Genomic DNA, 14,846 nt, shown 5'->3' with positions numbered 1-14,846 from the left:
GGCACCCGGTGGCATCGATCGCCACCGGGTACTTCCTGAGGGAGATCGTGACCAGGAACACCTCCCCGGCGGCGCACGTTCGTGTGCCGCCGAGGGCACCCGAGGGCACCACCGTCCACTCGTCCGCGGCCGCAGGCGGTGCCGATACCGGACGCCGCGCCCGCGTGCTTCCACTACGCGGTGTGCTTCAGGGCTACGCCTGGGGTTCACCGACGGCCATCCCGGCACTGTTGGGGGTGCCACCGACCGGTGACCCGGTCGCCGAGCTGTGGCTGGGCACCCATCCGGTGGCACCCGGACTGGTCGAGACGGCCAACGGGGTCCGGCCGGCGGCCGAGTTCGTGGGCGCCCTGCCGTTCCTGCTGAAGGTGCTCGCCGCCGATCGCGCCCTGTCGTTGCAGGTGCATCCGGATGCCACCCAGGCCGGGGCCGGCTTCGCCGCGGACGAGGCGGCGGGTCTCGCGCTCAACGATCCGCTGCGCCGCTACCGTGACCCCAACCACAAGCCGGAGCTGATCGTCGCGCTGACCCCGTTCCGCGCGCTCGCGGGCATCCGCGATCCCGCGCGCACCCTCGCCGTCGTCGCCGGCTTCGGCGTGCCCGCGCTCACCGCGGCCTTCGCCCCCCTGGTCACCGATCCGCGGGCGGGCGCGTCCGCCGTGCTGCGCCTGCTGCTGACCATGCCCGCCGCCCCCGCGAAGGCGCTGGTGGACGACCTGGTCGCCGCCGCCCGCCGGCACGTCGGTGCCCCAGCGCCGACCAGTCCCGCCGACCGCGCCGACCTGGCCGAACCAGCCGAACCGGCTGGCCCGCCGGACCTCGATGGCGATGATCTTTTCAGGGCGGCGGACCTGGTGGGACGGCTGGCCGCGGCCCATCCCGGCGACGTGGGGACGGCCGCCGCCCTTCTGCTCAACGACGTCACACTGGCGCCCGGCGAGGGGCTGTTCCAACCGGCCCGGCTGCTGCACGCCTACGTCGACGGGCTGGGGATCGAGATCATGGCGGCGTCCGACAACGTTCTGCGCGGTGGTCTGACCCCCAAGCACATCGATGTCGACGAGCTGCTGCGCATCCTCGACCCCACGCCGAGCGACGCCCCGGTCCAACCGCCCCGCCCCCTGCTCACCGGCCCGGGCGGCGAGCTCCACCGCTGGGATGTCCCGGTCGTCGACTTCGCCCTGACCGAGGCTGTCTGCACCGGCGGTGCTCTCGCGGTGGGCCGCCCGACGGTCCTGCTCGCGGTCGACGGCCAGGTCACCGCGACGATCACGGGGCCGGACGGGGGGCCGGTCGCCGGCGCCTGCGCACCCGAACGGGCGGTGACCGACGGTGACGCGACCGACCCGCCGCCCCTCACCCTGCGCCGCGGCGAATCGGCCCTGGTGACCGCCCCGGCCGACGTGGTTCTCTCCGGACACGGACGGGTCTTCCTGGCCGCCCCCGGCGACTGAACGCCCCTGGCCGGACGCCGACGCCTGACGCCACATGCCGGACACCGTCAGCGGTGGGGCTGTCAGCGGTAGGGGAGGCCGGGGTCGGCGACGGCGGGCAGCGCGTCCAGCAGGGTGGGCGCGCCGCGCAGGGGGATGACCGCGGAGAGGATCCGTGGCAGGCGTGGTCGCGTGCCGGCTCCGGCGGGCCCCGCGGTGGGCGGGGCGCCGGCGATGGCGGTGGCGATCAGCGGGCCGCCGGTGGCGGTGAGCCGGGCGGCGGGTGGTCGGGTGGGCTGCGCCACGACGGTGACCGAGCCAGCCCGTAGGCGCATGTCCGTGCCGTCCAGGCGGGCGGTGACCGGTCCCAGCGGCGCGGTGAGGACGAGGGCACCCGCGGCACCGGCGGGGACGGGGGGGACCGTGACGACCGCGTCGGCGGCCGTGCCGGCACCGGCGCTGGGGCCGTCCGGGTCGGTCAGGCCGACGCCGCGGCTGTAGCCGTCCAGGCCCGGGCGGCCGTCCGACGGTTCCAGTCGGGTGGCGCCCGCCCAGGTACGGACGCCTTTCCAGCCCGAGGCCAGCCCCAGCTCGGCGACCACCGGCGCACCGCCACCGCCGCCCGCCGCGGCCGCGGCTCCGTCGGGGTCATCGGCGCCGAGCGATTCGACGAGCAGCGCGCTGGCCGGGCCGGCGGGGAGCGGAACGGACACCCTGGTGACCCCGGCGGCCGGGACACGGACCCCGGCGAGTCCGGGCGGAACGTGCGGCCCGGCGGGAGTCAGCACGCTGATCCGGACCTTCGCGGACCCTTCCGGCGCGGCCAGGACAAGGGTGGAGTCGGGCGCCGGCGGGCCGGCGGGGACGACCACCCCGCCGAGCACCAGGCGACGTGCCGCCGGTGCGGTCGCGGGCACCAGCCGTGGCGCCGCGAACGGACCCTGCGCGCTCGAACGATCGACCATCCAGGTCAGCAGGCGGCCGGTCCGCACCTGGACGTCCACCGCGGTCACCGCGGCTTCCGGAGCGAAGGCGGCGAGCCGGCGAACGATCGCATGTCCGGGGGCGACGTTGACGTCCTGCCCGGGGGCGGCCGGCCCGTCGGTGAGGACCCGCACGCTGGCCTGCCCAGGGGTGTCGGCGAGATTCGCCAGCACGAGCAGCGGGTCCCGGCCGACCTCGGTGGACGGCCCGGCGAACCAGCTGCGGGCCCGCGGCGGGGCGCAGGCCGCCAGGGCCGGGCCGGCTCCGTCGCCGCTGGTGGTCACCGTCGCGGCGAGGCCTGCGGCCGAGGCGCCCCGTCCCGAGACCAGCCGGGCCCCGGTCCCCCCGCGATCCTGCGGTGCGAGCCGTAGCCATCCTCCACGTTCCCGGACGGACACCCCGACGCCACCCGACGCCGCCGGGGCCACCCTGACCTGCCCGTCACCGCCAGCCTCGGCGCCCAGGGCCACGTCGAGACGCACGGAACCGGGCAGCACGGCGTCGCGGGCACGTGGCTGGATGATCGTCGGGTCGGGGCAGGCCAGTTGCCGGACCCCGATCGACACCTGCGGTGGCACCCCGGGACCAGCACCTTCGTCGACGAGGAACGCACCTCCCAGGCCCATGACGGCCAGCGGTACGACCGTGCGCAGCACGATCCGCCGCGCCGAGCGGCTCCGCGGACCGGCCCTGGGGCCGCGGAGCCGCCCCAGGGCCGGATGATCGGTCATCGTGACCGTCCGATCAGGCGGGAGCGCAGACCGACGCCGGCCAGCGCGAGCAGCAGCAGGCCCAACGCCCCGATCTGCACGAGGGCCCGTAGGTGGGCCGCGGTGTCGTCCCGCTCGACGCGCACCTGGCTGCCGGCGGGCAGATCCGCGGGCAGGTGGAATCCGGCGGCCCACCCCCAGGCGGTGAATCGGGACAACGGTCGCCCATCGGCAAAAGCCCGCCAGCCGTTTCCCGCCGGCGTGGCCAGAACCAGCTCCCGCGCACCGTCGTCCCCCGCGGACCCGGCCCGCGTGGACCCGGCCCGCGTGGACCCGGCCCGCGTGGACCCGGCCCGTGGAGATGGGACGGCTGCTCGGGCGGGCAGCGCGCCGTCCGCGGGAAGGAGCCGGGCGGACCTCGGTGCGGCCATGAGCGCCTCGCCGCCGGCTGCCCGCCCGGCCGATCCGGAGCCGGAGGCAGCCGCGTCCGAACCGGAGGCATTGGCGTCGGAGCTGGGGGCAGCGGCGTCGACGATGTAGGCGGCCGGCGTGGTGGGTGGGGCGCCGGGACGAGCCGGGGCGACGGGTCCGCTGGCGGGGCGCCACAGCAGCAGGCCAGGCCGGGGGCGGTCGCGGACCAGGGCGGGGCTTTCGTCCAGGCGGTCGACGAGCGTGGCGGACGCGTCCGCGGTGGGCACGCCGACCGCGGCGACAGCGAGCAGCGGCAGCCAGCCGCCGGCCCGGTCGGATCCGCTGGTCAGACCGGTGACGACGGATGCGACGAAGTCGGCGGCCGGCCGTGGCGGCCCGACCAGGCCGGCGGGATAACGCTCGCCGGAGGCGGTGGCCAGGGCGTAGCGGACCAGGCCGGAGCGCTCGGACCGGTCCAGCAGGAGCAGGCGGGATCCGCGCGGTTCGGTGCGGATCCGGGCGAGGATCGCGCGGGCCACGGCCGAGGAGTCCTCGCCCGCCCGGCCCGCGGTGCCCGACCAGGCGGCCAGTGCCCCCGAGGCGCTGCTGCCCGACGAGGCGTCCTGGTCAGGATCGGTGCCGGCGGCAGCCGCGGCGGCGGCGGTCGAGTCGTCGACGCCGGCGGTGGCACGTAGCCAGGAGGCGGGGCTGCCGCGCCAGCGGGTGCCGCTGACCAGCCGGTCCGCGGCGAGGGCGACCGGGGTCGCCAGGATCAGGGTGGTCATCGCGACCGCGGTCGGTCGGGCGATCCGGCCCCGGCATGGCCGCTGCGGGTCGAGGGCCAGGGCGGCGGCGGCGAGCAACGCCGCGGCGAGCACGAGGCCGTACTGGGGTGCGGCCCACCATGCCTGCGCGGCGCCCACACGCCGGCCCGCGGCCAGCCGCGGCGTGATCAGCATCGCGGCCATCCCCAGCAGGAGCAGGCACCAGCCGGTGGTGGCGCTTCGGCGGGCCGTCGGGGTCGCGTGCCAACGTCCGATCAGCCAGCAGAACAGGCATCCGGCCAGCAGGCCCAGGTAGACCGAGGTCGGTCGGGTACCCGCACCGGCCAGCAACCCCAGCGCGGGGCGCGGCACGGCGGCCAGCGAGGTCACGGGGGTCGACCACGCGCCCGCCGGCAGCAGGGGGATCAGGGGGATCACCGAGCCGGCGAGTGCCACGGCCACGTCGGGCAGCCGGGCCGGGCGCACGAGCAGGACGCAGGCGACCAGCACGACCCAGGCGGGAGCGGCCAGCGGCGGGGCGCAGGCGACCAGAGCGGTCAGGCTCACCGCGAGTGCGAGCGCGGCGCGCGGACGGGCCCAGTGCGGCTCCCCGGGACCGACCGGTCCGCGCAGGACGGCGTCGGCGTGGGCCAGCACGAGTGGGAGCGCGACGAGCGCCCCGACGGTGTCGACCCGGCCGGCCAGCACAGCCGCGGTCAGCGCCGGGTTGAGCGCGTACCCGGCGGCCAGCGCGCAGCGCACGAGCGGACGGGACTGGCCTGGCGTCCACTCGAGCCGCCCGAGTGCCCGGTGCGCGCTCCAGCCAGCCAGGGCCGGTCCCAGGGCGAGCAGCAGCCAGCTGGCGGCCGTCACCCGGCCACCCAGAACGCTGGCGACCGCGGCGATCAGCGCGACGATCGGTGGGACCGGCTGCCCGCCGTCCAACGGTCCGACCAGCCCGTCCGGCCCGGGTAGTCGCCCTGACCACACCGCCGACCACAGCTCGCCCACGTCCGCGGGCATCGGCAGCCCGGCACCGAGGGCGTCCACCGGCATCGCGCGCATCGCCACCAGTCCGACGGCCGCGAGCGACACGACCAGGACCGCCACGGAACGGCCGCCCGAAGCGTCCGCGACAACAACCACCGGGGCCCCCGAGGCGCCACCCGATGCGCCGGTGCGCCGGAGTGGGGCTGGCCGGGTCGCGGTGGGACGGCTGACGGCAGACGGGCTCGCGGCCCGCGGGCCGGGCCTGTCGGGTGCGGCCAGCGGAGCGGCCCAGGCGGGCGGAGCGGGAGCGCGTGGGGCGGGAATCGACGGGGCGGGGGGCCGCGGCGTGGGTGGCGGAGGTTCCTGATGGGTCGACCGTCGGAGTGGACGGGCCGGGTGGACCAGGCCTCGCGGGAACAGCGAGCGGACGGCCCGCTGGGGCACCGTCCGGGTGCGGGCCGCACGTCGCCGCAGACGCAGGACGGCACCGGGCCGCCCCAGAACCAGGGCTGGCAGAGCGAGTTCGCGGGCGGCGAGCCGGCCGCGGCCGCGCGCCAGCAGGCGCAGGGCGCGCAGCAGGGTCATGCCCAGCAGGGCCAGCACGGCGGGGGCCAGCAGCGGCAGGGCGGTGTGGGCGAGTCCGATCCGCAGCGCCGCCACCCGCTCGGCGCGGCCCGGGTCGAGCCGGCCCGGCTGCGAGATCGGTTCGGTGAGCACGGCCATCGGGACGACGACGGTGCGAAGCCCGGCGCGGGCGGCCCGCCAGCCCAGGTCAAGATCGTGGGCGGCCGCGAGGGTGGGATCGAGTCCGTCCAGGCGCCGCCAGGCCCAGGAACGGGCCAGCAGCCCCCGCCAGGAGACAGCCAGGACGTCGCGCACGCCGTCGTGCTGCCCGTGGTCGGGTGTGCAGGCGCGGATGCCGGTGTGCCGCCGTCCGGCCCGGTCGACGCTCGCGCCGACCTCCAGCAACCGCGGCGCCGCGACGCCGCGGCGCAGCTTCGGGCCGAGCACCGCGGCTCCGGGATCGACCCGGGCGTACGCCAACAACGTGCGCAGGGTGTCCGCCGCGGGCACGGTGTGCTGGTCGAGCAGCCAGACGAATCCGCCGGGGGGCGGGCCGCCAGCGAGATCGAGGGCGGCGGCGACCGCCGCGCCCAGGGGTGTACCGGCGGGCAGGCAGAGCACCAGGTGCGCGCTCGACGACGCCGCGGAGCTCGCCGCAGGTGCCTGCGCCCCGAGATGGACCTCGACCACACGCAGGTCGACCGCCTGGTCGAGCACCTGATCGTCGAGCCGCCGAGCGGCGCCGGACGGCCGCCTCGGCACCGGCACCGGCACCGGCCCGGGCAGTGCCGACGCCCCGGGCAGTGCCAACGGCGCGGCCAACGGGATGGACCTGGTCGCCTCGGCGCGGTCGGCCGCGATCACGACGACCGCCACCACCGCGACGGTGCTCGGGGGCGCGCCGGGCGGCGGCAGACCCACCGGCGGCGGGCTGTTCACCCCCCGCCGGACGTCCTCCACTGCCCGACGTCAGACTGCTCGGCGCCGCTGCTTGCGTCGTTCCCGTTCGGACATGCCACCCCAGATCCCGAAACGCTCATCGTTTTCCAGGGCGTATTCCAGGCATTCAGGCCGGACCTCGCAACCGGAACAGATGCGCTTGGCCTCCCGGGTCGACCCGCCCTTCTCCGGGAAAAAGGCTTCCGGGTCGGTCTGGGCGCACAGGGCACGCTCCTGCCATTCCATCGCCTCGCCGAGCAGATCGCCCAGGCCAAGGTCGATCACCGCGGCAAGATCGCCCGATGGGTCGTCGAGGGGCGCGTCATCGAGCAGGTCCTCGACGTCGTCCTCGTTGTCCTGAACGCCCTCGCCCTCCCGGACGTCCAGGCCCTCCCGGACGTCCAGAGCCTCCCGGACGTCCAGAGCCTCCCGGACGCCTGACTCCTCCCGGACCTCGAGCGTGTCCCGGACGTCGATGCCCACCGCGGTGCCCACCGTGTCCGCCCGGTCGGCGACATCGTGGTCGCCGCCAACCGAACGCAGATGACCGACCTCGCGGGCGCCGACATGGCTCCCGGACGGCTGGACGGGCAGGCCGGGACGGGCGGACCCGACCCCGGCGACCACCGACCGCGGCTGCGGTGTGGCCTGTGTGTGTCGTTCGGCGAGCACCCGCTCGGAGTGATCACCGAACGGGTCATGCTCAGCGGGACGCTCGACGTCCGCGAGGACGGTGTGGACGCCCGCGTCGGTGTGCTCCATGGGGACTCCTCCAGACCCGTCGCGGTGCGGTCGGCCACCCCCTGGGCGCCGGCGCGCAGGTGCTGGTTCCACACCGGCAGGGCATCGCTCTACCGCACGAATCCCGCCAGCAAGGGGAATGACACGCCGGTAATTACACGCGCCGAACCCGGTCGCGTCAACCCCACCGGCGCAACATCTTCTACAACCAGCGATGAGAACATAGCTCACAGTCACTGCACACCATCACTGCGGGTCCGGACAACCGCCCGATCAGTAACGGAGCGCAATCGGTATGGCGACGATGCTCGCATTATTGCGTGCGACCGGACCGGACAAGAATGCCCAAACGGGCAAACCTGCGACCAGACGTATCACCCCTTTCGATGTATGCCAGACGGTCCAGTCATCTATTCAAATCCGTTTGACTACCTAGAGTAATTTCCAGTCCGAGACATGGCGGGTGTCAGGACACCACCGGCAGCATGGTTCGGACGGGGCCTCCTCGGGCAGCATGAAAGCGCTCGTCCGGGACCCGCCCATAGGTGGTGGTCCGTTGCCGAGCGGGACGACCCGCCGATGCCGCCAGCTCCTCGAGTTCGGCCACCGAGCGACGTGAACCGTGCTGGGAGCCCGCCATCCGGCTGATCGTCTCCTCCATCAGCGTGCCGCCGAGATCGTTGACTCCACCGCGCAGGACCTCGCGGCAGCCGTCGACGCCGAGCTTCACCCACGAGCACTGGATGTTGTCGATCGAACGGTGCAGCAGGATGCGGGCCATCGCGTGCACCGCCCGGTTCTCCTGGACGGTGGGGCCGGGACGGGCGACGCCGGCCAGGTAGATCGGCGAGGAGTGGTGGACGAACGGCAGTGCCACGAACTCGGTGAAGCCACCGGTCTCGTCCTGGATGGAGCGCAACAGCCGAAGGTGGGCGACCCAGTGCGTCGGCGTGTCGACGTGGCCGTACATCATCGTGGCCGTCGAACGCAGGCCCACCCGGTGCGCCGTCGTGATCACCTCGACCCAGCTGGCGGTCGGCAGCTTGCCCTTGGTCAGCACCCAGCGGACCTCGTCGTCGAGGATCTCCGCGGCCGTTCCCGGCACCGAGTCGACGCCCGCCTCGCGTGCCGCGGTCAGCCAGTCGGCGATGGACATTCCCGTTCGGGTGACCCCGTTGAGCACCTCCATCGGCGAGTAGGCGTGCAGGTGCAGACCGGGCGCGGCCTTCTTGATCTCACGGGCGAGGTCGAAGTAGGCGCTCCCGGGCAGATCCGGATCGATCCCGCCCTGCATGCAGACCTCGGTGGCGCCGATCGACCACGCCTGCGCGGCCCGGGTGGCCACCTCCGACAGCGACAGCGTGTAGGCGTCCGCGTCCCCTCGGCGTTGTGCGAACGCGCAGAACCGGCAGCCGGTGTAGCAGACGTTGGTGAAGTTGATGTTGCGGTTGATGATGTAGGTGACGTCGTCGCCCACCGCGTCCCGGCGAAGGCCGTCCGCGAGCAGGCAGAGCTCCTCCAGCGCCGCCCCGCGCGCGCCGAACAGGGTGAGCGCCTCGTCGTCGCGCAGACCCGCCGGGTCGGTGCCGGCGTGGCGCAACGCGGCCCGCACATCCGGATCAAGACGCTCCACCCCGGACGCACCACCCGCGGACGCACCACCGTCGGTCGCGCGGCGGCCCGTGCCGATCACGCCGTCGGCACCGGTCCCGGCGGCGCTGACCTGGGCACGCAGCGACTCCCAGTCGCCGTAGACGGTGTCGAAGTCGGCGCGGGCGGCGTTGTGCCGTCCGACCGTGTCGACCTCGGTGTGCAGGTCGACGCGGCCGGAGTCCACCAGGCCGCCGTCGGGCTCCTGCCAGGGCCGTCCGACGGGACGCACCGGCTGCGCCAGCAGGCCGTCGGGGCCGGCGAGGGCGGCCACGTGCCCGGCCACGCGCGGGTCGATCCACGGCTGCCCCAGGTGGGACGGATAGACCGTCAGCCGGGGTCGCAGGGTGAAACCGGCCTGCGCCGTCGCCGCCCGCAGCACGTCCAGGTCGGGCCAGGGCCGCTCGGGGTTGACGTGGTCCGGGGTGACCGGGGAGACGCCGCCCCAGTCGTCGATGCCGGCCGACAGCAGCAGCGCGCACTCGGCGGTGTCGACCAGGTTCGGCGGAGCCTGCACCCGCAGGCCGGGCCCGAGCACGAGTCTGGTCACCGCCACGGCGGCGGCCAGTTCCGCGGCGCCCACGTCGGGCACGGCGCGCATGGCGGTGTCGTCCTTGGCCCGGAAGTTCTGGACGATCACCTCCTGGATCGCACCGTAACGCCGGGCCTGGTCGCGCAGCTCGAAGATGGTCTCGGCCCGCTCGGCGCGGGTCTCCCCGATCCCGAGCAGCAGACCCGTGGTGAACGGGATCGACAGCCGCCCGGCGTCGGTGAGCGTGCGCAGCCGCACCGCGGGGTCCTTGTCCGGCGAGCCGAAGTGCGCACCGCCCGGCTGGGACCACAGGCGGCTCGCGGTCGTCTCCAGCATCATGCCCATGGACGGCGCCACCGGCTTGAGCCGGGCCAGTTCCGTCCAGCTCAGCACGCCCGGGTTCAGATGCGGCAGCAGCCCGGTCTCCTCCAGCACCGCGATGGCGGCGGCGCGCAGGTAACCGAGCGTCGAGTCATAGCCGTGGGAGTCGAGCCACTCGCGGGCCGCGGGCCAACGATCCTCGGGCCGGTCGCCCAGGGTGAACAGCGCCTCGGCGCAACCCGCCGCCGCCCCGGCCCGGGCGACCTCGAGCACCTCGTCCAGGGACAGGTACGGCGCGTCCAGCCGGTGCGGGACGGTGGCGAACGTGCAGTAGTGGCAGCGGTCCCGGCACAGCCGGGTCAGCGGGATGAACACCTTCGGCGAGTAGGTGACGACCCCCGGCCGTCCCAGCGAGGCCAGCCCCGCGTCCCGCACCCGCCCCGCCGACGCGCACAGATCGACGAGATCGTCGCCGCGGGCCGCCAGCAGCACCGCCGCCTCGACCGCGTCCAGAGTGGCGCCGTCCCGGGCCCGGCGCAGCGCCCGACGCAGCGCCGACGCCGACGGCGCGGCGGACTCGTCCCCCGGCCCGGGGAGCGTCCCACCGGGTGGGGTGACGGTCCGACCGGGCGGGGCGGCGACGGGCTCGGGCGGCGCGACGCTCCTGCCCGGCGTGCGGTGCGGCGCCGTGGGCAGGTCGCTCTCGCCGTCGGATGTCGCCGCCGTAGTCGTCATGGCTTCCTCGGTTTCCGCTCCCGATGGGCAGCGGCCGGGGCGCCCGCCGGCGGGTCGGCAGACACCCTGGTCCGCCGCCACCGGCGTCTCGAAGGTGCACGGATGTCGCAGGTACAGGTCTCGCAGGTACAGGTCTCGCAGGTGCCGATGTGGCAGGTGCTGATGTGGCAGGTGCGGGCCGGCGGGGTCAGGCTGGCAGTGGGATCAGGCTGGCAGTGGGATCAGGCTGGTGGGGTCACCTGGTTCGCCCGCCAGCCCGTGGCCGGCTGGCGGAGGCGATCGAGCGTGCCGATCAGCATGTTTGTCCGGGAGCGGGCGGCGAGCGTGGCGGTGGCCTCCCGGGCGCGGCGCAGGCGGGCATCGTCCCCCTGCACCGAGGTCGCCGCCGTACTGCGCCGCTGAGCCCGGTGCGCGGCGACGACCTGGGGGGCCCGCGCTCCGGCAAGCGCGCGGTTGAGCGAGGCGGACAGGGCTTCGAGGCTCTTGGTGGTCCTGATCTCGGACATGACGGTCCTTCCAGCGACGTGGAGAGCTCAGGCTCATCTCACTGCGCTCTCTAAGCCGAATCAAGAGATGTCGGGTGACAGATGCCACATCCGGCCGGCGAACATGCCGGCCGGGCCGTGGCCACAGGGGGCTCATCCCCCCGAACGCCGCATTCACCCGACCCGTTCGGCCACAGCCGGGGTCCACCACCTGCGAAAATCCGCGAATCGCACGATCAAGTCAGACAATTGCCACATAAAAAGTGATTTACCTCACGTGCAAATCTGGCAGGTGTGTGAATTCCGGCAGCTGGGTATGGCAGCGGAGCCGGTTGTGCGCTGATCCGAATCTCTCGGCTGCGCGGGCCAAAGTCGCTAGGCTGACCGGGTGCCACGAAATCGCCAGGACGTCCCCCGCGAGGAGCGGATCGACGCGTTGCTCGCAGTGGCCGAAGAGCAGTTCCTGGCCCGGGGCTTCGCGGCTACCTCCATCGCGGAGATCGCCCGCTCCGCGGGCATCGAACCCGGCAGCGTGTACTGGTACTTCCGCTCGAAGGACCACGCGTTCGCCGCGGTGCTGAACCGCCTGCTCGACGTCGAGGTCGAGCGGATCGCCGCGCTGCCCGGCGACCCGGCCGAGCGCCTGTTCCTCGCACTCGACTCCGTGGAGCGTCGACGTACGCTGCACCCCTGTGTCGCCGAGCGCGCCCCGCATGCCGAGCCGATCATGGAGTACCACGAGCGGCTGCACTCGTGGCTGCACGAACTCGCCCTCGCCGCCGTGCACGACTTCGTCCCCGCCGCCGATCGGGCACTGGCCGCCGACGCGGTCGTCGCGACCATCGAGGGTGGCCTGGCCAACCCGGCTCCGAGCCGGCCCACCAGCCACCTCGTGCACTTCCTGCTCACCGCGTTCTGCCAGGACGCCCCGCTACCAGCCAAAACGGAGTTCAGCGGCTGGGTGGCGCCGCTGTTCGCCCGGCCGAACCTCGGCTCGGAGAACCCGCCCCACCCGCTCTGATCCGACCTGGTGGCGCCGCCCGCGCCCGCCTCGGGCGAGCGCGGACCGATCCGCGTGACGCACCGGCGGCGCCGGGATGCCAGGATCACCGGTTGTGAAGGTGACAGCTCTGGCCGGCGGGATCGGTGGCTCCCGCTTTCTGCTCGGCGTGCAGGCCGCCCTGCCCGACGCCGACATCACGGTGATCGGCAACACCGGTGACGACATCACCCTGCATGGCCTGCGCATCTGCCCCGACCTCGACACGGTCATGTACACCCTGGGCGGCGGCATCTCCGCCGAACGCGGCTGGGGTCGCGAGGACGAGTCGTTCGTCGTCGCCGAGGAACTCGCCGCCTACGGGGTCGGCCCGGCCTGGTTCGGCCTCGGTGACCGGGATCTCGCCACCCACCTGGTCCGCACCCAGATGCTCGACGCCGGCCATCCGCTGTCCGACGTCGTGGCCGCCCTGTGCGTGCGCTGGAAGCCCGGTGTGCGCCTGCTGCCGATGTGCGACCAGCGGGTCGAGACCCACGTCGTCCTCGAGGATGAGCAGGGTCAGCGCGCGGTGCACTTCCAGGAGTGGTGGCTGCGGATGCGGGCCGGGGTGCCCGCGCGGTCGATCGTCGCGCTCGGCGCCGAGCGGGCGACACCCGCCCCCGGTGTGCTGGACGCCATCGCGGACGCCGACGTGGTGCTGCTGCCCCCGTCCAACCCGGTCGTGTCGATCGGCACGATCCTGGCCGTGCCCGGCATTCGCGACGCCCTCGCCGCGACCTCGGCCCCGGTGGTCGGCATCTCACCGATCATCGGTGGAGCCGCGGTACGTGGCATGGCCGACGCCTGCCTGGCCGCGATCGGCGTCGAGACGTCCGCCCAGGCCGTCGGCCGGCACTACGGCGGACGAGGCCGCACTGGCTCCCCATCCGCCGGTGCTGGTGCTGGTGGCACGGACGGTGCTGGTGGCGCCGTGGGGACGGCAGGGCTGTTGGACGGGTGGGTGGTGGACACCGCGGACGCCGACACGGTCGTGCCCGGGGCCACCGTGGTCTCCCGTCCACTGTTCATGACGGATCTGACGGAGACCGCCGCGATCGTCGGCACCGCGTTGGACCTCGCCGGTGTCTGAGCTCGCCGACCTCGCGACCTCCGACCTCGCGACCTCCGGCGGTGTGGCGTCCGGCGGTGTGGCGTCCGGCGGTGTGGCGTCCGGCGGTGTGGTGGCGGGGACGGGACACGGCGGGCCGCCGAGTGCGGCTCTGGAGATCCACGGGCTGGCCGGGTTCGGGGAGATCCTGCCCGGCACCGATCTGGCCGAGGCGGTCGCGGCGGCGGTCACGGCGGGCGATCGTCCGCTGGCCGACGGAGACGTCCTGGCCGTCACATCCAAGATCGTCTCCAAGGCGGAGGGTCGACTGGTGCCCGCCGGGGTCGACCGGGAGGCCGCCCGACAGGCCGCGATCGACGCCGAATCGGTACGCGAGGTGGCAAGCCGCGGACCCACCCGCATCGTCGAGACCCGCCACGGCCTGGTGCTCGCGAGCGCCGGGGTGGACGCGTCGAACGTGTCCGGCGACTGGCTGGCCCTGCTCCCCCTGGACCCGGACGCCAGCGCCGCCCGGTTGCGCGCCGGCCTCGCCGACCGGCTCGGCGTGGACGTCGCGGTCGTCATCACCGACACCGCCGGACGTCCCTGGCGCCGCGGCCTGACCGACCTCGCCATCGGCGTCGCCGGGATGTCCGCCCTGCGCAGCCACATCGGCGAGGTCGACGGCTACGGCAACGAACTCGGCATGACCGAGGTCGCCGAGGCCGACGAACTCGCCGCCGCCGCAGACCTGGTCAAGGGCAAACTCGGCGCGACCCCGGTGGCGGTCGTGCGCGGCTACGGCCGCCTGCCCGAGGACGGCACGGGCGCCCGGGCCCTCGTGCGCCCCAGCGACGAGGACATGTTCCGCCTCGGCACCCTGGAGGCCCGCCGCGCCGCCCTGACCGAGCGCCGCACGGTCCGCGAGTTCAGCGCCGCCCCCGTCGACCCCGCCGCCGTCGAACGGGCCGTGGCCGCCGCCCTGACCGCCCCCGCCCCACACCACACCACCCCCTGGCGCTTCGTCCTGGTCAGCGAACGCCGCACCGCCCTGCTCGACGCGATGGCCGACGCCTGGGCCCAGGATCTGCGTCGGGACGGCTTCGACGACGCGCAGATCGCCCGCCGCCTCCAGCGCGGGGACGTCCTGCGCCGCGCCCCCCAACTGATCATCCCGATCATGGTGCTGGACGACGCGCACCCCTACCCCGACGAGCGACGGGCCCGCGCCGAGGAGCGCATGTTCACCGTCGCCGTCGGCGCCGGCGTGCAGAACCTCCTCGTCGCCCTCGCCACCGAGGGACTCGGCTCCTGCTGGGTGTCCTCCACCCTGTTCTGCGCCGAGGTCGTCACCCGCACCCTGGACCTCCCCGACACCTGGATCCCCGTGGGCACCGTCGGCATCGGTCACCCCGCCGCCCCCACCGCCCCCCGCCCACCTCGCTCCCCCGCCGACTTCCTCCTCCACCGCTGACCCCGCCCCCGCACCACCTCCCCACC

9 protein-coding genes are annotated in these 14,846 nt (G+C 74.6%); 4 read left to right on the top strand and 5 right to left on the bottom strand.

Features of this window, described 5'->3' with window-relative positions; genetic code table 11:
* Positions 1-8: 8 nt before the first annotated feature.
* The gene (locus tag MXD59_RS24040; protein WP_372512188.1) at positions 9-1,454 is read left to right on the top strand and encodes a type I phosphomannose isomerase catalytic subunit; all 1,446 of its coding nucleotides are present in this window, start codon (positions 9-11) and stop codon (positions 1,452-1,454) included.
* 62 nt (positions 1,455-1,516) lie between these two features.
* Here the strand turns inward: MXD59_RS24040 and MXD59_RS24035 are convergent, their stop codons facing one another.
* The 5 genes from MXD59_RS24035 to MXD59_RS24015 all read right to left on the bottom strand — a co-directional run bounded on the left by MXD59_RS24035 (position 1,517) and on the right by MXD59_RS24015 (position 11,280).
* A complete protein-coding gene (locus MXD59_RS24035; RefSeq protein ID WP_248826859.1) occupies positions 1,517-3,148 on the bottom strand; it encodes a DUF5719 family protein in 1,632 nt (543 codons plus the stop codon).
* Positions 3,145-6,795: a glycosyltransferase family protein gene (locus MXD59_RS24030; protein ID WP_248826858.1), complete on the bottom strand. Its 3,651-nt coding sequence runs from the start codon at positions 6,793-6,795 to the stop codon at positions 3,145-3,147. Before MXD59_RS24030 ends, MXD59_RS24035 begins: the two co-directional genes overlap by 4 nt.
* Before the next feature lie 30 nt (positions 6,796-6,825).
* Complete coding sequence (locus tag MXD59_RS27550; protein WP_283097416.1) at positions 6,826-7,557, bottom strand: WhiB family transcriptional regulator; 732 nt, start codon at positions 7,555-7,557, stop codon at positions 6,826-6,828.
* 445 nt (positions 7,558-8,002) lie between these two features.
* Entirely contained in the window at positions 8,003-10,774 is a 2,772-nt protein-coding gene (locus tag MXD59_RS24020; protein ID WP_248826857.1) for a bifunctional FO biosynthesis protein CofGH, read from the bottom strand.
* A gap of 221 nt (positions 10,775-10,995) precedes the next feature.
* Entirely contained in the window at positions 10,996-11,280 is a 285-nt protein-coding gene (locus MXD59_RS24015; RefSeq protein WP_248826856.1) for a hypothetical protein, read from the bottom strand.
* Positions 11,281-11,647: 367 nt separating this feature from the next.
* Here MXD59_RS24015 and MXD59_RS24010 point away from each other — a divergent pair, with 367 nt between their 5' ends.
* From MXD59_RS24010 to MXD59_RS24000, 3 genes are all read left to right on the top strand, one after another.
* On the top strand, positions 11,648-12,280 hold the full coding sequence (locus tag MXD59_RS24010; protein WP_248826855.1) for a TetR/AcrR family transcriptional regulator: 633 nt from the start codon (positions 11,648-11,650) through the stop codon (positions 12,278-12,280).
* Between the two features lie 94 nt (positions 12,281-12,374).
* A complete protein-coding gene (gene cofD, locus MXD59_RS24005; RefSeq protein ID WP_248826854.1) occupies positions 12,375-13,388 on the top strand; it encodes a 2-phospho-L-lactate transferase in 1,014 nt (337 codons plus the stop codon).
* Between the two features lie 91 nt (positions 13,389-13,479).
* Positions 13,480-14,820, top strand: a complete 1,341-nt coding sequence (locus MXD59_RS24000) for a coenzyme F420-0:L-glutamate ligase (protein ID WP_372512190.1) — start codon at positions 13,480-13,482, stop codon at positions 14,818-14,820.
* The last annotated feature ends 26 nt before the right edge of the window (positions 14,821-14,846 follow it).

Origin of the sequence: Frankia umida, assembly GCF_023242945.1 — a bacterium.
In the GTDB taxonomy this organism is placed as follows: Bacteria; Actinomycetota; Actinomycetes; order Frankiales; family Frankiaceae; genus Frankia; species Frankia umida.
Note: the sequence above shows the minus strand (reverse complement) of the source record. Positions and strands in the feature narration are given on the sequence as shown.

What these genes read in the sequence shown, in the direction of transcription:
- MXD59_RS24035 (WP_248826859.1), bottom strand. Translation starts at nt 3,148, where the DNA reads ATGACCGATCATCCGGCCCTGGGGCGGCTCCGCGGCCCCAGGGCCGGT.
- MXD59_RS24015 (WP_248826856.1), bottom strand. Translation starts at nt 11,280, where the DNA reads ATGTCCGAGATCAGGACCACCAAGAGCCTCGAAGCCCTGTCCGCCTCG.
- MXD59_RS27550 (WP_283097416.1), bottom strand. Translation starts at nt 7,557, where the DNA reads ATGGAGCACACCGACGCGGGCGTCCACACCGTCCTCGCGGACGTCGAG.
- MXD59_RS24020 (WP_248826857.1), bottom strand. Translation starts at nt 10,774, where the DNA reads ATGACGACTACGGCGGCGACATCCGACGGCGAGAGCGACCTGCCCACG.